Genomic DNA, 15,598 nt, shown 5'->3' on the forward strand with positions numbered 1-15,598 from the left:
GTGGCGCGCGAAGTCGGTCTATGCAGGCACAGACCGCTCGATCAGTCTACGGGGTGGGAGGCCTAGCTTCTAAATCGGCCTGTCAGGGGGTACGCGGGAGTGGTTTCGGCAGGTGGAACGGGGGATGTCCACAGTTGAGAAAGTTGTCCACAATCCGGGAAGTGGGGGTTCCGCGAGCGGGATGGGCGGATGAGGCTTTGTGGCATGCCTTCGAATCCGATTTCTTCGATGATGACGCTGGTCATACCGCTTTTCTTCGCGCTTGCCGTGTTGACGGCGCCGCCAGTTGCAGCTGAGTCACCGGCCGGTGGGTCGTTCGAGCCGAGCACTTTGGTCGGTGGGCCGCCGCGGAGTGCGGTCTGTACGGGGTCGTTCTGTGGGCTCGTGCATCCGGCGCCGCTGCGGGTGGCGGAAGGAGTGATCGGCCTGCCGTTGTCAGGGGTCGGCCTCGATCCGTTTGCGATAACTCCGCTCGATCCCGAGTTCTGCGAATACGTCGGTCCCGCACCGTTTTTCGTGTCGCCGAGTGATTCCGAGTTCTGTGGGCTCGTGTCCCCTGCACCGTTGGCGTTGCCGACCAAGTGATCTCGCGTGATGGCGAGCAACAGTGCGCGCCTCTTCACGGCAGCCCTCATGGGAGTCGTGCTGGTCCTGCTGACCGGTGCGGAACCGGTCGCTGCGGCGGCGCCCGTCGGACAGTTCAGCTGGCCGCTACAACCTCGGCCAGGCGTGCTGCGGAGGTTCGACAAGCCTGCGCAGAACTGGTTACCGGGACATCGTGGGGTCGATCTGGCCGGTGCGCCGGGACAGGCGGTGCTGGCGGCCGGGGATGGGATCGTGGTGTTCGCTGGGATGGTGGCCGACAAGCCGGTGGTGTCGATCGATCATCCGAGTGGGCTGCGGACCACGTATGAGCCGGTGCGCGACGCGGTTTCGGTCGGGCGGCGGGTCGAGCGGGGCACCAGGATCGGCACGCTGGAGGCCGGGCATGAAGGTTGTGAGACCTGCCTGCACTGGGGTTTGCGCAGTGAGGGCGGCCGACGCCGACGTGAGTACCTGGATCCGCTGGGCCTGCTGCACCTCACACCCCTACGCCTGAAGCCGGTTGCGCCACCCTGAGTTCCACGACCCGCCGCCAGCTCGCTGTCCACGGACAACCCTGTCCGCAGCTGCGATGGGCGCGGCACAGTCCCACCAATGCTTGCGCTTGGACCGGGCGGCGGGGTGATGGTCGGGGCCGACGCGAACATCTGGTCAGCTCGGCCTACTGCACCTCACCTCCACGCCGGAAACCGATTGCCGCGCATGGCCCCGCACGATCCGGAGTAGGCCGGACGCCTGGTCCGGCCTCGACCACGGGTGTGCGGACATAGGCAAGCCGGGGCGTTGGCTCCATGCGCGCGAGGCGTGCGGCGTGTCGAAACCGACGCTGCGGATTGCTTCCCAAGGGTGTGAGCCGGGGGTGAAGATCAGGGCATGGAGCACGCGCCCAGCGATCCGCCGTTCACCTATTCGGAAGTCGGTGCGACGACTAGTGAGTTGCCGGAGGGGTATCACCGGTTCCGGCTGCGGCGGCGGATCGGGCATGGGCGAGCGCTGTTCGAGCATGCGGGTGCGGAGATTCTCGACTATCGGATGCAAAAGGGGACGGGCATCTTTCATGACGCGTCGACGGTAAAGGCCGAGCCGAGGACCAGGCTGACTGTGCGGCTCGGCGTGGGGCCGTTGGCGATCATCGCGCCGTGCCGGGTGGTGTACGTGTTGGCGGCGCCGAATCAGCGCGGGTTCGCCTACGGCACGCTGCCGGGGCATCCGGAAATCGGTGAGGAGCTGTTCGCCGTCGAGTACGACCCGGCCGACGAGTCGGTCTACGGGATCGTGACCGCGTTCTCGCGGCCCGGGACCTGGTACACCAGGCTCGGCGGTCCGGTGGTTCGTCTCATCCAGCGCTTCATCGCCGGGCGGTACATCAAAGCCCTGCCGACCTCCGCCTGACTCCGAACGCCGTGGCCTACAGCAGGTCGGCCAGCGCCTTGGCCTGAACGCGCAGGTCCTCGGCATGATCCGAACGGCCCAGACCGTCGTACTCCTCGGCGACCGTGTGCCGTTCGGCGATCTCGGCCCGCACGATCTGTTCGATATCGCCTTCGGTCAGCTCGCGGCGGGCGACCTCGGCGACGCCCAAGCCGGCCGCGCTGCTCTCCAGGGCGCCTGCCTGATGCTCGCCGACATCGACTGCCTCCGCATTGTCGATGGCACCCAGGGTCGACCGCAGGGCAGTGATTGCCTGACGGTCCCTAGCTTTCATCGCAACGGACAGCGCGGCGCGCATGCGCTCGCGCAGCGGCGCGGTCGACGGTTCGGTTGACATGATCACCACCGTAAGGAGAGTCGCTCGACGAGTCGAACTGTTTACGCGGGGCGCGAGCACGAACTAGCCGACCGTTCCCCGCGGTGTGACGATGGTGAAATCCGGGTCCGGCGCGTCGAATACGCCGATGAGCTCGGCCAGCTTGGTGACGTCGCCGTCGATGAGGATGTCGCCCGCGGCGGCCGCGACCCCGAAGTCCTCGCCCGCCAGCAGCACCCGAATGAGCGTCGCCTTGCTGAGCGTGAAGACCGCGTCGGGTTCCGGCAGCGGCACCCCGTCGGGCCGGTCGTAGTGGGTCAATCGTCCGTTGCGCAGCTCGAGGCGGTGCACGCGATCCTCGTCGCTGATCTGCCACTCCGCGACGACCCGCTGGTTCCACGCCTTCGGGCCGTCGACGCGCAACGCCATGGCGTCGAAGATCTGGTCCACGGTCAGCGCGGCGAGCATGGTCGGCGCGTTGGCCTTGGTCGGGGTGCCGAACGATCCATAGCGCAGTTCGTAGGCGCCGCTGAGGTAGAAGTTGCGCCAGGTGGCGTTCTCCGCGCCGTAGCCGAGTTGCTCGAATGTGCTGGCCTGCAACGCTTTCGCGGCATCGTTGGCGGGATCGGCGTAGATCACGTAGTTGACCACCTGGGCCACCCACCGGTAGTCGCCCGCGTCGTAGGACTCCCGGGCCTTGCGCAGTACCTCTTCGGCGCCGCCCATGAATTCCACATGCCGAATGGCGGATTCGACCGGCGGATGCTCCCACAGATGCGCCGGATTTCCGTCGAACCAGCCCATGTACCGCTGGTAGATGGCCTTGACGTTGTGGCTGACCGACCCGTAGTACCCGTGCGTGTGCCAGCTGTCCTCGACAGCCGATGGCAGCGTCAGCATTTCGGCGATCTCGGCGCCGACGTAGCCCTGGTTCAGCAGGCGCAACGTCTGGTCGTTCAGGTATCCGTATAGATCGCGTTGCAGCGCAAGGAATTCCACCAGCCGATCGGTGCCCCAGGTGGGCCAGTGGTGGGACGCGAACACCACATCGGACCGGCGCGCGTACAGGTTGATCGCCTCGGTCAGGTACTTCGCCCAGACGTGCGGGTCACGCACCAGGGCTCCGCGCAGTGTGAGCAGGTTGTGCAGTGTGTGCGTGGCGTTTTCGGCCATACACAGGGCACGGTGGTCCGGGAAGTAGAAGTTCATCTCGGCGGGCGCTTCGGTGCCGGGCGTGACCTGGAAGACGATCCGGATCCCGTCGACCGTTTCCTCCTGCCCGGTCGCGGTGATGTCGACGGTCGGCGGAATCAGGGTCACTGTGCCGACCGAGGTGGTCTGCCCGAGCCCCGCGCCCACCGCGCCGAGCGGCCCGCGTGGCAGCACCGCGCCGTACATATAGCCCGCCCGGCGCGCCATCGCGGTGCCCGCGTACACGTTCTCGGCCACCGCCTCTTCCAGGAAGCCAGCAGGCGCGATGACCGGACAACGCCCCGCCGCAACGTCTTCGGTAGTCGTCACCCCCATCGCACCGCCGAAATGGTCCGCGTGCGAATGGGTGTAGATGAGACCCGTGACCGGACGATCACCGCGATGCGCCCGGTACAGCGCGAGCCCGGCGGCGGCGGTCTCCGCGGAGATCAGCGGATCGATCACCAGCACACCGGTTTTACCCTCGACGAGCGTCATGTTGGACAGGTCGAGCCCGCGAATCTGGTAGATCCCCTCGGTGACCTCGAACAGCCCCTGTTTGGTGACCAGCCCGGACTGCCGCCACAGACTGGGATTGACCGAGGCGGGGCAGGATTCGTGCAGGAAGTCGTAGGAGTCGTTGTCCCACACCACGGTTCCGTCCGCCGCCGTCACCACACCGGGCTCCAGCGCGGCGATGAACCCGCGGTCGGCGTCCGCGAGATCGGCGGTGTCGGCGAACGGCATCGCGGCGGCGGCACGCTGCTGCTCACCGATGATGAAGTCGCTCGGCTCGGTCGCGGTACTCATGTCAACCTCCTGAGACGTAGGTGCAAAGTCGCTGTGCCGGTGGGGATCTAGGGCCATGGATCGGTGAACTCGAGGACTGCCGCGATGCCCGCGACGGCCACCACCGCCGCGGTCGCGGTGGCGACGACCCAGCGACCGTTGCCGTAGCGCCCCTCGTGCAGGCTCCGGTTGCGCAGGTAACTCATGCCCGCCAGTGCCGCCATCGCGATCGCCGCACCGATCGGCGCGATCAGCGCCGGACGCCACCCGCTGGTCACGGCATGGTTCAGGAACAGCGCGCCGGTGATCATCGCGGCCACCGCCGTCCGCCGCCACGCCAGGGCGGTGCGCTCCGCGGCGAGCCCGGCGCGGCTCATCGCAGCAACACCGCGACACCGGCGAGCACCGAAACGACGGCGATGCCCGCGGACAGGACCGGCACCAGCACCGTGTCGGGCAGCGGCCGTCCCTGCCGCATCGCCACCCCTACCCGTCGCCAATGCACATACGCGCCAATGGCAATGACCACGGCGAGGACCAGGCAGCTCAGCGCGAGCGCGCGCCGCACGCCGCCCATCCGGAACGGCTGCACCAACGTGTGCACCGCGACGCCACCGGCGAGCAGGCCGAGCGACGTGCGCATCCACGCCAGGAAGGTGCGCTCGTTGGCCAGGGTGAACCGGTAGTCGACCTCTTCTTCCCCGTCCTCCGACTCGGCGTCGGGGCTCGGCAGCGTCATGCCGCCCCGGCTCGGGCCACGGACTTGTCGGCCAGATAGAGCGGCACCATCACCGCCACATGCACCGCCCAGAACACGAACCAGGCGAAGGTGATTCGGCGATGCAGCCGCAGTCGTAGCGCGGGGGCGGCGGGCTCGGCTGGTTCGAGCCGGATCTTCCGGGTCACTGTGTAGCTCAGCGGCTTGCCGGTGAGCAGCGTCGCGCCGAACAGCACGGTCATCACGACGCTCAACGCTACTTCGGGCAGATAAAAACCGCGCCCCTCGCCGGTGATCTCGACGAACAGCGAGAACACCAGAATCACCAGCACCGCGAGCGCCACCACCCGGACCGAATCGCCGCGCATCAGCCGCACCGCGCCCAGTACGACGGCGATCACGATCGCGACGAAGACGCCGACCTCGGCACCGGCCGCGGAATAGCCGATCAGAAAGCCGATTGCCGGGGCGGCCCCGTCGAGGATGTGCTGCGGGCCGTGCATCGCCCGGCACTTGCCCCACATCTCCGGCACCACACCGCGTGATTCCGTTCGGCCGTCGCCGGGATCCAGCATCGGGCGCTGGTCGTCGGAATCCACGGGCACCTCTCCCACACCGGTCGGCTTCGTGCTGCGAGCAAACAATCCGCTACGTCACACTAACCGGACATCCTGGGGGCGTCCACGAACCGCGCACGGCCGTGATCATGCGGTTACGCGACTGGGCTCCGACCTGTTCCCGCTGGTTGTGGCTGTACTGGCCTATATCGCGACGGCGTCCTCGAAGGTCATCGCCAGTCGGGAAATGGTGGAGGTCATGACGGCGCGGCGAGGCAGGCGCAGTGACCTCAGCTCGGCGGCGATGGGATGCTCGCCGAGCGCGAGGGTCGCACCGCCGGGCCGGGCGCGCATGCCGGACGGTTCCATCCGCCATGGTGTGCAGCGGGTGACGCCGTCGATGTGCGAGTAAGCGTCGAACGAGGACGTGGTGTTTCGGCGTTGCGGAGTGGGAATGCCCTGCTGGACAGTCAGGTCGACGACGAGCTTCCCGTCCTGGTGCAGCGCGCCGTGCCGCTCGCCTGCGTCGTGACGCACGCTGAAATCGGCGAGTTCCTTGGGGAATCCCCAGATTCCGCGTCCGGCCGCGAGGGTGAAGTCACCGTCGACCGGCAGTCGATGGATGAGGACTCCGGCCTGATTCGTCGCCAAGGCGCGGATGTCGCCGAACCGGGCGGCGGGATCGGCGGTGTGGTGCCGGACCATGAACGAGACGCCGAACTCGTTGTAGGGGCCGAGATCACCGTCGACGTAATCGACGAAAACGAGGGAACACATCGCGCGACCGCCCGGCAGTCGCAGCACACGCAGTCCGGAGTAGTCGATCAGCTGCTGCGCGGCGTCGGCGGGAACCAGGTAGCTCGCCATGAACGCGCGTGCGAGCCGGATGCGGACCGGCATCTGCACTTCCTGACCGAGGACGGTGTGGGTGCTCACGCGAACGCCTTCCCGTGCACCTCGCTGACGAAACGAAGAGGTACACCGTATCTCCTGATCCAGAGGTTCCGCATCCAACTAGAACCTGTTTCAGTCTATCAACACAACCAAACGCTAGATACGGTGAATACCAAAACGAACACGTACTAGATTTGCCCCGTCACTCGCTGCCGAGACGACGCCCTGCCGCGCGCTGCTTTCGTCCTGATGACCGCGCGCGATTCGATCGTCGCCTCGCCCTACTCCCCGGGGTGCTCTCCGGAGCCCCCGGGCAAGCGGTGCTCGAGACCGTCGAGCAGGCACAGCAATCCGAAATCGAACGCCATTGCCCGCGCGGCAGCGGGGTTGGTAGGCGTGACCGCCCGGTAGTCCGCGATCATCTCGGGATAGTCCGCGGCCGTGGTCTCCATCATCTCTATGATCTTGTCCCTGTCGACATTGAGGTCGCCGTACGTCTTGGTCCACGCGATCTCCGGTATCACCACCCCGAGTACGTACGACATCACCGTGCCGCTGGCGAGATAGATGTCGACGCCACGGAAGCCGGCCCGGACGTACGCGCGACGCAGCCGATCGGTGAGCTGCAACGCATTCGGTCCCATGCTGGGCAGTTGACCGATCAGCGCGGCTCCCCAGGTATGCGCGCGCAGGGCGGCTTGGAAGTTGTAGGCGAACGTCGTCAGCACTTCTCGCCACGGCGCATCGTCGGACTCCGGGACCTCGACCATGCCCCAGAACTCGTCGAGGACCCATTCCAGCAACTCGTCCTTGTTGGCGACGTACCAGTACAGGCTGGTGGCGCCCGCGTCGAGTTTCGCGCCGATCTTGCGCATGCTCAACGACTCGAGCCCCTCGGCGTCGAGCAGCTCGACGGCGGCGCCGATGATGTGGTCCAGGCGTAAGCCCGACGCCTTCGGTTGCCGGGGTTCGCGGAGCCATACCGAGTCGAACTGCTTGGTCACCGGCCAATCCTATATTCACTCGCACATTGTTCGAGTTCATCGTACGGTGTTCGAGTGGAATCGAACGTTGTACGAGACCCTCGCCGTTGGTGGATTCTGGGGGTCCTATGCCTGTCCTTGCTGGTGCTGATGATCGACGGCACTGTGCTCAATCTCGCTATCCCGTCGCTGATTCGCGAGCTGGGTGCCACACCGTCGGACGTGCAGTGGATCCTCGACGCCTACGTGCTCGTCTTCGCCGGACTGCTGCTCACCTCGGGCAGCCTGTCCGACCGATTCGGCAGGCGACGGATGCTGATCTGCGGCCTGGCCGTGTTCGGGGTGGCATCGCTGGGTGCGGTGCTGGCCACCGAGCCGTGGCAGGTCGTCGCCGCGCGGGTGGCGATGGGTGTCGGCGGTTCGCTGATGATGCCGTCCACCCTGTCCATCCTGATGACCACCTTCGCCGAGGACGAGCGGCGCAAGGCGATGGCCGGCTGGTCCACCGTTTCGATGGTCGGCATCGTCGCCGGGCCGACGCTGGGTGGCGTGCTGCTGCAGCACTATTGGTGGGGCTCGGTGTTCCTGCTCAATATCCCGGTCGCGGCGCTCGCCATCGTGGCGGCGCTGGTGTTGATGCCGGAAACCAAGGGTGAGCAGCGCCCGGTCGACCTGACCGGCGTGCTGTTGTCCGTAGTCGCGCTGGTCTCGACGGTCTACGTGATCATCGAGCGCGAGTGGAACATCGGCATGATCGCGCTGGCCGTGGTGACCGCGATCGGGTTCGTGGTGTGGGAGAGCCGGTCCGAGCATCCGATGCTGCCGCTGGCGGTGTTCCGCAATCGGGACTTCACCGGCACTGCGTTCACGCTGTTGCTGATGGTGTTCGGGATGGGCGCGGTCATGCTGATGCTCACCCAGTACCTGCAGTTCGTGCTCGGCTATGGGCCGATGAAGGCGGGACTGGCGCTGCTGCCCTACGCGGTGGCCGCCGCGGTGTGCAACGGTCTCGGCGCGACCTTGGGCAAGAAACTCAGCAACAAGACGCTGATCGTCTCGGGACTGTCGGTGATGGCGGCCGCGTTCGCGATCCTTGCCCTCAGCGAGGGCTACGTGATGATCCTGGTCAGCATGCTGGTCATGGGCATCGGCGGCGGCTTGGCCGGTCCGGCCGCTTACGCCGCGATCATGAGCGCCATTCCGCTCGAACACGCGGGTGTCGGTTCGGCCATGAACGACACGTTGCAGCAGGTAGGCATGGCGATCAGCATCGCCATCCTCGGCAGCGTGCTCGCCGGGGTGTTCACCGAGAACATGCCGTCGGACGTACCCGAGGCGGCGCGCGAATCCATCGGCGCCGCATTCCAACTCGGGTTCGCCGAGCCCGCCAAGGCAGCCTTCACCACCGCTATGTCCACCGGCTCGTGGATCAGCGCCGGGTTCTGCGTCGCCGCCGCACTGCTCGGCGTGACCCTGCTGCGCGCGCCGCGGACACCGGCCGATCAGCCGAAGGATTCCGTGGTCGAGGTCGGCTAGTAGACCCGTCACCGCCGCCTCTCCGCAGCAAGGAGAGGCCGCGGTGACGCGCATAACCCACTGCGCCGCCAGCGAATTGCCGCGCATTCACCTAGAGCACAGCCCCAGCCATGACGGCGGCCGACCCACTCCATGACGCGGTAGCCGCCGACGATCGCATACGAGGCGCCGGACGCGAGTCTGGTCGTGCAGCGGCGAGCGGCAGCAATGAAATCCCCGTCCTGGCGGTCGTTGCCATGCCTCATGCACGGGTTCAGCGTGGTCGCAACAGCGGAGAGCGATTGTGCCGGGCGAAACCCGCCGCGCTGGAGCCGGATTGCCGTGGGTCAGGCGCGGGGGTGGGCCTGGTCGTGGACTTTCTTGAGGCGTTCGATGGAGACGTGGGTGTAGAGCTGGGTGGTGGCCATGCTGGCGTGGCCGAGGAGTTCCTGGACGACGCGGAGGTCGGCGCCACCTTCCAGGAGGTGGGTGGCCGCGGTGTGGCGTAGGCCGTGCGGGCCCATATCGGGGGCACCAGGGATGGATGAGACTACTTCGTGGACAACGGTTCTGGCTTGGCGCTGGTCGAGGCGTTTGCCGCGGCGGCCGAGCAGGAGGGCTCGGCCCGAGTCGGCCGTTGCGAAGGCGGCTCGGCCGTGCTGAAGCCAGTTGCCGATCGCCTCGTCGGCGGGGATGCCGAAGGGTGCGGAGCGTTCCTTGTTGCCCTTGCCGAGGACCCGGACCACCCGGCGTTCGCGGTCGACGTCGTCGATGTCCAGGCCACACAGTTCGCTGACTCGAATTCCGGTGGAGTACAACAGCTCAACGATCAGCCGGTCCCGCAGAGCCATCGGGTCATGCTGTGCGGCACCGGATTCCGCGGCGTCCATGGCGCCGAGGGCCTGCTGGCGACCGAGTACGGCGGGCAGCACCCGGTGCGCTTTGGGGGAACCGAGCCGTAACCCCGGATCGACGGTGAGCCGTCCGGTCTGGGTGAGCCACGCGGTGAAGGTCCGGGCCGAGGAGGCCCGCCGCGCCATCGTCGTTCGCGCCACCCCAGCCTGCGCCTGCTGCGCGAGCCAGGAGCGCATCAGCATCAGATCCAGTTCGCGCACCGCGGAATCCGCCGACCTGGCGTACAGGTGCGCCAGCAGCGAACGCGCGTCCCCGAGGTAGGCACGCACCGTGTGCGCCGACCGGTTCCGGCCGAGCCGCAGGTGCCTGCTGTACTCGGTCAGCAGCGCTTCCAGGTCCTCGGGTAGTTCCTCCATATCACCACCGTCCCGACAGTCGTCTCCGTTGGCAAGCCACCGCGCCGGTCACAGGTCGTCGGGCAGCACGAGCGAGCAGACAACCGTCAGCGGCCGGTCGCTATTCGGTACCAACCGCCTTCGTTCGTGCCGACTAGCTCGGCGAGTTCGAGGGCGGGTAGTGCCGCGCGAACCGCGGACATCGGCAGTCCGGACTGTTCGGCCAGTTCGCGAGGCAAGCGGGCACCGATCTTCGGAAGAGCGGCGAAGACGCGGGCCTCGTCGCCGGACAGCGCGTCCTCGGGGCTGGCGACCGGACCGGTGGCGCCTGGCAGGGGCAAGCGGAGCGGGCCTGCTTCATCGATGACCTCTTCGGCCCGCGTGACGAGGAGGGCCTCACCCTCGCGGATCATCCGATGGCAGCCGACAGAGGCGGCCGAGGTGACCGGGCCCGGGACCGCCAAGGCCGGACGACCAAGGCGCCGTGCCCATTTCACCGTGTTGCGCGCACCGCTGCGCAATCCCGCCTCGACCACCAGCACGCCGTCGGCCAGGGCGGCGACGAGCCGGTTGCGGGCCAGGAATTGATGCTTGTGCGCGGTGGTTCCCGGCGGATACTCGCTGACCACCAACCCGGTCTCGGCGATCTCGGCCAGCAGCCGATCGTGCTGTGCGGGATAGGGACGGTCGACACCGCAGGCCAGCACCGCGATGGTGGAGCCGCCGACGGCCAGCGCCGCGCGATGCGCCATCCCGTCGATCCCGAAGGCTGCCCCGGACACGATCGTCCAGCCTTTGGCGGCGAGATCGCCCGCGATCTCGCCGGTGACGTGATTCCCGTACCCGGTGCTGCACCGCGCACCCACAACCGCGAGCGCACGGTCGCTCGATTCCAGCAACGACCGGGGACCGCGCACCCACAGCACCAGCGGCACGGCGCCGTCTCGGTCCTGACCCGAATCGAGTTGCGCAAGACCCAGCAGCCGCCACGCTGGCCACTCCGGATCCTCGGGCGTCACGACCCGCCCGCCGATCCGCTCGATCCATTCGAGATCCCTTGCGGCCGAATCCGTTCCGCGCCGCTGCTCCGTCGGACCGCGCAACGATTGTGGTAGCGCACACTCACGCACGGCACGTGCGGCCTCGATCACCCCTACCGATTCGATCAGCGCCGAAAGGGCCGCACACGGCCCCGTCACCACCCGGGACAGATACACCCACGCCAACCGTCGCTCGTAAGCGTCGACATCGAAAGCGCCGCTTCCGGCAGCCGCCACCGTGAGCTCGAGCTCGACGTCTCCCCCGTCCAGCACCGACCCACCACCCGCGTCCACCGCACCGACAGTCACTGCGCACCCCGCTGACGAAAGTTCAACGCCGCCAGCACATCCTGAGTGGTCGGCAACTCCGCGCCACGCAAGTCACTGATCGTCCACGCGACCCGGATCGCGCGATCCGCACCACGGGCAGACATCCGCCCGAGCCGCAGTGCCGTCTCGACCGGCGCGATCGCCTCGTGCGGCAGCCGGAACTGCTGACGCAGAACATGGCCTGGTACTTCCGCATTGGTGAGCCATCCGTACTCCTGCCAGCGCCGCACCGCCGCCTGCCGCGCCGCGGCGACCCGATCACGCACCACCGCACTGCTTTCCGCCTCGTCGGTACTGAACGCGGCACCGGACTGACCGCGCATCTGCACCCGGATGTCGATCCGATCCATCAGCGGCCCGGACAGTTTCCCGAGGTAGCGACGTCGAGCGAGCGGCGCGCAGATGCAGTCGACGTCCCGAGCCGGTGCACACGGGCAGGGGTTGGCCGCCAGCACCAGCTGGAATCGTGCAGGATACCGGGCGACACCATCGCGACGGGCGATCCGAACTTCCCCCTCTTCCAACGGAGTTCGCATCGCCTCCAGCACCTTCGTGCCGATCTCGGCGCACTCGTCGAGGAAGAGCACGCCGCGATGCGCCCGGCTCACCGCGCCCGGCCGCGCGGTGCCCGACCCGCCACCGACCATCGCGGTCACCGAGGTCGAGTGGTGCGGCGCGACGAACGGCGGCATCGTGATGAGCGGATGATCCCCGGACAACACCCCCGCCACCGAGTGGATGGCGGTCACCTCCAGCGACTCGGCTTCCGACAGCGGCGGCAGCAGACCCGGAAGACGTTGCGCCAACATCGTTTTCCCGATCCCGGGCGGACCGGTGAGCAGGAGATGGTGGCCACCGGCCGCGGCCACCTCCAAGGCCCAGCGTGCATCGTCCTGCCCGACCACCTCGCTCAGATCACCGCCGGAGCGCACCGGCTCGGGCAGCTGCCCACTCGGTTCGGCGAGCGTGCCTTCACCACGCAGCCAGGCCACCACCGTGCGCAGGCTGGCCGCCCCGAAAACCTCGACGCCGTCGACCAATCCGGCTTCGGCCAGCGCTGATTCCGGCACCACGACCGCGGACCACCCCGCATTACGGGCCGCGATCACCGCGGGCAGGATGCCGCGCACCCGCCGGACCCGGCCGTCCAACGCGAGCTCACCGAGCAACACCGTTTTCGCGAGTCGCTCCGACGGAACCGCGCCCGACGCGTCGAGTACCGAAATCGCCAGGGCGAGATCGTAAACACTGCCGATCTTCGGCAGCGTCGCAGGCGAGAGGGCCAGAATCACCCGCCCGTCCGGCCACTTCTCCCCCGAGTTCGCCACCGCCGAGCGCACCCGGTCCCGCGACTCCTGTAGCGCGGTATCCGGCAACCCGACCAGGTGTACCGACGGCAGTCCCTGCCCGATATCGGCCTCGATCTCGACCAGCAGGCCGTCCACCCCGGTGACCGCGACCGAGTGGGCCCGGCCGAGCGCCATCAGAACACCGCCTCGAGGTGATCGATCACCGGCTCGTGTCCGCGGGTCAGCAGCACCGAGACGACGTCGAACCGGATGTGCCGCCACGGACCGTCCTGCTCGGACAGCCACAGCAGGGCGAGCCGCCGAATCCGCTGTTGTTTGGTGAAGGTGACCGACTCGGCCGGTATCCCGAAGCCGAGCCCCGACCGGGTCTTCACCTCGACGAACGCGGTGTATTGCGCGTCTCGGACGACCAGGTCGAGTTCACCGTATTTGCATCGCCAGTTTCGGCTGACGATCTCCATTCCCGCTGCCTGCAGGAACCGTGCCGCCAGCTCTTCCCCGTGTGCGCCGAGCGCCTTGGTATCTGTCACTCGGCCAGCGTGCCCGGCATCGCGCCTCGGCTTCGGGCGCTGAACTGGGAAAATGCCAGCCTTGTGGATAGCCGAAGGCCTGTGGACAACTCGCCGTGCGCAGGTAGCGGAGAGCGCTGAGTTGTCGGTGGGCCGTGCTAGGCGGTTACTCCGGGAGGCGCAGGTCCGGCTTCTCGAGTTCTTCGATGTTGACGTCCTTGAAGGTGATCACTCGGACGTGCTTGACGAAGCGGGCCGGGCGGTACATGTCCCAGACCCAGGCGTCGCTCATCCGAACCTCGAAATACACCTCACCGTCGGCGTTTTGCGGGCGCAACTCCACGGAGTTGGCCAGGTAGAAGCGGCGCTCGGTCTCCACCACGTACGAGAACTGACCGACGATGTCTTTGTACTCTCGGTACAGCGAGAGCTCCATCTCGGTTTCGTACTTCTCGAGGTCCTCGGCACTCATCGGGTGGGACGTCCTCCTTCTCGCCGCGCTGCGTCGTGTGCTGACATCATCGCGCATGGGTAGCGCCGGTAGCCACTCGGCTATCCGGACGCACGACTTGGAACTCATCGGACATCATCGGGTCGACCTCGCCCGCGAGCATCGCGTCGGCCTGATCGGCCACCGCGGCGACCGGCCGCAGGCCCGCCAGCTCCCGCACATTGCGCCAGGAACGCCGATGCTCGTCGCTGGGACCGAGGCGACGCAAGGCGGCGAGGTGGTCGGGCGTGTTGTAGCCCTTGTGGGTCGCGAAACCGTAGCCGGGGAACCGCTCGTCGAGATCGACCATCATCCGGTCCCTGGTGACCTTCGCCAGGATGCTGGCGGCGGCGATGCAGGCCGCAGCCGCGTCGCCACCGATCACCGGCAGCGACGGCGCGGGGATACCCGGCACCCGGAAGCCATCGGTCAGCACGTATCCCGGTGTCTCACCGAGTCCGGCGACCGCCCGGCGCATGCCCTCGATATTGGCGACGTGGATGCCGATCGAATCGATCTCCCAGGACGGGATGACCACCACGTTCCAGGCCAGCGACAGCCGGATGATGACCGGATACAGCTCTTCCCGGACGGCCTCGGTGAGCTTCTTGGAGTCGTCGAGACCCGCCAGCTTGTCGTAGGCCTTGGGCGCGAGCAGGCAGGCCGCGACCACCAGCGGCCCCGCGCACGGACCGCGACCCGCCTCATCGACGCCGGCGACCGGGCCCAGCCCGCTGCGGATCAACGCCGCTTCGAGCGTGCGTAACCCACTGGCCTTCCGCATCACCACGCGCGGCGGCCACCCATTGCTCTGTACCACTCGGCTCTGCCCCACCGTCCAATTATGCTGCGGCCGCTGATGATCAGTTCGCTTGGGCGTTCTGTGAGCGCACCGGACCGATCCGGCTGGGCGGCCAGATCTTGAAGACGGCCTTGCCGCGCACGTTGTCCACCGGGACGGTGCCCTGCAGCTCATCACTCATGTGGGCGCGCGAATCGGCGGACTCGTTGCGGTTGTCACCCATCACCCACAGATGCCCCTCGGGCACCTTGACCGGCTTGAACTCGCGTCCGCCGCCGGGGCCGTAGGGCTGGCCGGGGACGTACGGGAAGATGTAGCGGGCGTACGGCTCGTCCAGCGGCTTGCCGTCGACGAGTACTCGGCCCTGCGCGTCGCAGCACTGCACGGTCTGGCCACCGACCGCGATGACCCGCTTCACCAGATCGTTCTCGTCCGGCGGCACCAGGCCGAAGAACGAGAAGAAGTTCTGCACGCCGCGCACGGCGGCGTTGTCCGAGCGGATCGACTGGTAGTGCGTGTTCCACGACGGCGGACCGACGAAGACCACCACGTCGCCGGGCTCGGGATCGCCCCAGTAGTAGCTCAGCTTCTGCACGTAGATGCGGTCACCGGTGCAACCGGCGCAGCCGTGCAGCGTGGTTTCCATCGACTGCGACGGAATCACGTACGGGCGTCCGACGAAACTGACCATCAGCGCGGCGATCACCGCTGCGATGACGACGAGGATCGGCAGCTCCTGCCAGAACGGCCGCTGCTTCTTCGCGCGCCGCCGCCTGCCGCGACGGGGACGCACCCCCTCGTCGTCCGAATCGGACACCGACACCGACCCACTTTCGTCTGCCACGCCGAACAGATTAGCCCGGCACCCTG

18 protein-coding genes are annotated in these 15,598 nt (G+C 67.6%); 4 read left to right on the forward strand and 14 right to left on the reverse strand.

All coding sequences use genetic code 11. The annotated features are described in order from the left end of the window. Window positions 1–204 precede the first annotated feature (204 nt). The 3 genes from ACQPW1_RS36385 to ACQPW1_RS36395 all read left to right on the forward strand — a co-directional run bounded on the left by ACQPW1_RS36385 (window position 205) and on the right by ACQPW1_RS36395 (window position 1,995). On the forward strand, window positions 205–585 hold the full coding sequence (locus tag ACQPW1_RS36385) for a hypothetical protein (protein WP_433656900.1): 381 nt from the start codon (window positions 205–207) through the stop codon (window positions 583–585). Window positions 586–594: 9 nt separating this feature from the next. Beyond that, on the forward strand, window positions 595–1,119 hold the full coding sequence (locus tag ACQPW1_RS36390; protein ID WP_433656902.1) for a M23 family metallopeptidase: 525 nt from the start codon (window positions 595–597) through the stop codon (window positions 1,117–1,119). Between the two features lie 357 nt (window positions 1,120–1,476). Continuing rightward, window positions 1,477–1,995 (forward strand): DUF1990 family protein, encoded by a 519-nt coding sequence (locus ACQPW1_RS36395; RefSeq protein WP_433656904.1) that lies wholly within the window; start codon window positions 1,477–1,479, stop codon window positions 1,993–1,995. 16 nt (window positions 1,996–2,011) lie between these two features. On the opposite strand, the gene ACQPW1_RS36400 is transcribed toward ACQPW1_RS36395, so the two are convergent. The 7 genes from ACQPW1_RS36400 to ACQPW1_RS36430 all read right to left on the reverse strand — a co-directional run bounded on the left by ACQPW1_RS36400 (window position 2,012) and on the right by ACQPW1_RS36430 (window position 7,503). After that, entirely contained in the window at window positions 2,012–2,371 is a 360-nt protein-coding gene (locus tag ACQPW1_RS36400) for a hypothetical protein (protein ID WP_433656906.1), read from the reverse strand. 63 nt (window positions 2,372–2,434) lie between these two features. Continuing rightward, window positions 2,435–4,351 (reverse strand): alkyl/aryl-sulfatase, encoded by a 1,917-nt coding sequence (locus tag ACQPW1_RS36405; protein ID WP_433656908.1) that lies wholly within the window; start codon window positions 4,349–4,351, stop codon window positions 2,435–2,437. A gap of 47 nt (window positions 4,352–4,398) precedes the next feature. Then, window positions 4,399–4,707, reverse strand: coding sequence for a DUF202 domain-containing protein (locus ACQPW1_RS36410; protein WP_433656910.1), 309 nt, complete (start codon window positions 4,705–4,707; stop codon window positions 4,399–4,401). Then, entirely contained in the window at window positions 4,704–5,069 is a 366-nt protein-coding gene (locus ACQPW1_RS36415) for a YidH family protein (RefSeq protein WP_433656912.1), read from the reverse strand. Before ACQPW1_RS36415 ends, ACQPW1_RS36410 begins: the two co-directional genes overlap by 4 nt. Then, a complete protein-coding gene (locus ACQPW1_RS36420) occupies window positions 5,066–5,647 on the reverse strand; it encodes a DUF3159 domain-containing protein (protein WP_433656914.1) in 582 nt (193 codons plus the stop codon). The genes ACQPW1_RS36415 and ACQPW1_RS36420 overlap by 4 nt, the downstream gene beginning before the upstream one ends. A gap of 162 nt (window positions 5,648–5,809) precedes the next feature. Then, the gene (locus tag ACQPW1_RS36425; RefSeq protein WP_433656915.1) at window positions 5,810–6,541 is read right to left on the reverse strand and encodes an acetoacetate decarboxylase family protein; all 732 of its coding nucleotides are present in this window, start codon (window positions 6,539–6,541) and stop codon (window positions 5,810–5,812) included. Window positions 6,542–6,780: 239 nt separating this feature from the next. Beyond that, on the reverse strand, window positions 6,781–7,503 hold the full coding sequence (locus tag ACQPW1_RS36430) for a TetR/AcrR family transcriptional regulator (RefSeq protein WP_433656917.1): 723 nt from the start codon (window positions 7,501–7,503) through the stop codon (window positions 6,781–6,783). Window positions 7,504–7,557: 54 nt separating this feature from the next. Between ACQPW1_RS36430 and ACQPW1_RS36435 the strand changes: the two genes are divergently transcribed. Continuing rightward, window positions 7,558–9,018 carry an MFS transporter gene (locus tag ACQPW1_RS36435; protein WP_433656919.1) on the forward strand — a complete coding sequence of 487 codons (1,461 nt, stop codon included), beginning with the start codon at window positions 7,558–7,560 and terminating at the stop codon, window positions 9,016–9,018. Window positions 9,019–9,344: 326 nt separating this feature from the next. On the opposite strand, the gene ACQPW1_RS36440 is transcribed toward ACQPW1_RS36435, so the two are convergent. The 7 genes from ACQPW1_RS36440 to lepB all read right to left on the reverse strand — a co-directional run bounded on the left by ACQPW1_RS36440 (window position 9,345) and on the right by lepB (window position 15,572). Further along, a complete protein-coding gene (locus tag ACQPW1_RS36440; protein ID WP_433656920.1) occupies window positions 9,345–10,268 on the reverse strand; it encodes a tyrosine recombinase XerC in 924 nt (307 codons plus the stop codon). Between the two features lie 86 nt (window positions 10,269–10,354). After that, a complete protein-coding gene (dprA, locus tag ACQPW1_RS36445; protein WP_433665439.1) occupies window positions 10,355–11,473 on the reverse strand; it encodes a DNA-processing protein DprA in 1,119 nt (372 codons plus the stop codon). A 119-nt stretch (window positions 11,474–11,592) separates the two neighbouring features. Next, entirely contained in the window at window positions 11,593–13,101 is a 1,509-nt protein-coding gene (locus ACQPW1_RS36450) for a YifB family Mg chelatase-like AAA ATPase (RefSeq protein ID WP_433656921.1), read from the reverse strand. Next, a complete protein-coding gene (locus tag ACQPW1_RS36455) occupies window positions 13,101–13,457 on the reverse strand; it encodes a YraN family protein (protein ID WP_433656923.1) in 357 nt (118 codons plus the stop codon). Before ACQPW1_RS36455 ends, ACQPW1_RS36450 begins: the two co-directional genes overlap by 1 nt. A 145-nt stretch (window positions 13,458–13,602) precedes the next feature. Beyond that, window positions 13,603–13,908: a DUF2469 domain-containing protein gene (locus tag ACQPW1_RS36460; RefSeq protein WP_011210678.1), complete on the reverse strand. Its 306-nt coding sequence runs from the start codon at window positions 13,906–13,908 to the stop codon at window positions 13,603–13,605. Between the two features lie 46 nt (window positions 13,909–13,954). Then, entirely contained in the window at window positions 13,955–14,710 is a 756-nt protein-coding gene (locus tag ACQPW1_RS36465) for a ribonuclease HII (protein ID WP_433665440.1), read from the reverse strand. 79 nt (window positions 14,711–14,789) lie between these two features. Beyond that, complete coding sequence (lepB, locus tag ACQPW1_RS36470; protein WP_433656924.1) at window positions 14,790–15,572, reverse strand: signal peptidase I; 783 nt, start codon at window positions 15,570–15,572, stop codon at window positions 14,790–14,792. Window positions 15,573–15,598 lie beyond the last annotated feature (26 nt).

The organism is Nocardia sp. CA-128927 (assembly GCF_050955855.1).
GTDB lineage: Bacteria > Actinomycetota > Actinomycetes > Mycobacteriales > Mycobacteriaceae > Nocardia.

Bases quoted from the DNA above. Each gene is read 5' to 3' on its own strand.
- ACQPW1_RS36460 (WP_011210678.1), bottom strand. From the start codon at position 13,908: ATGAGTGCCGAGGACCTCGAGAAGTACGAAACCGAGATGGAGCTCTCG.
- ACQPW1_RS36465 (WP_433665440.1), bottom strand. From the start codon at position 14,710: ATGCGGAAGGCCAGTGGGTTACGCACGCTCGAAGCGGCGTTGATCCGC.
- ACQPW1_RS36390 (WP_433656902.1), top strand. From the start codon at position 595: ATGGCGAGCAACAGTGCGCGCCTCTTCACGGCAGCCCTCATGGGAGTC.
- ACQPW1_RS36400 (WP_433656906.1), bottom strand. From the start codon at position 2,371: ATGTCAACCGAACCGTCGACCGCGCCGCTGCGCGAGCGCATGCGCGCC.
- ACQPW1_RS36385 (WP_433656900.1), top strand. From the start codon at position 205: ATGCCTTCGAATCCGATTTCTTCGATGATGACGCTGGTCATACCGCTT.
- ACQPW1_RS36410 (WP_433656910.1), bottom strand. From the start codon at position 4,707: ATGAGCCGCGCCGGGCTCGCCGCGGAGCGCACCGCCCTGGCGTGGCGG.
- ACQPW1_RS36415 (WP_433656912.1), bottom strand. From the start codon at position 5,069: ATGACGCTGCCGAGCCCCGACGCCGAGTCGGAGGACGGGGAAGAAGAG.
- ACQPW1_RS36405 (WP_433656908.1), bottom strand. From the start codon at position 4,351: ATGAGTACCGCGACCGAGCCGAGCGACTTCATCATCGGTGAGCAGCAG.
- ACQPW1_RS36395 (WP_433656904.1), top strand. From the start codon at position 1,477: ATGGAGCACGCGCCCAGCGATCCGCCGTTCACCTATTCGGAAGTCGGT.
- ACQPW1_RS36440 (WP_433656920.1), bottom strand. From the start codon at position 10,268: ATGGAGGAACTACCCGAGGACCTGGAAGCGCTGCTGACCGAGTACAGC.
- ACQPW1_RS36450 (WP_433656921.1), bottom strand. From the start codon at position 13,101: ATGGCGCTCGGCCGGGCCCACTCGGTCGCGGTCACCGGGGTGGACGGC.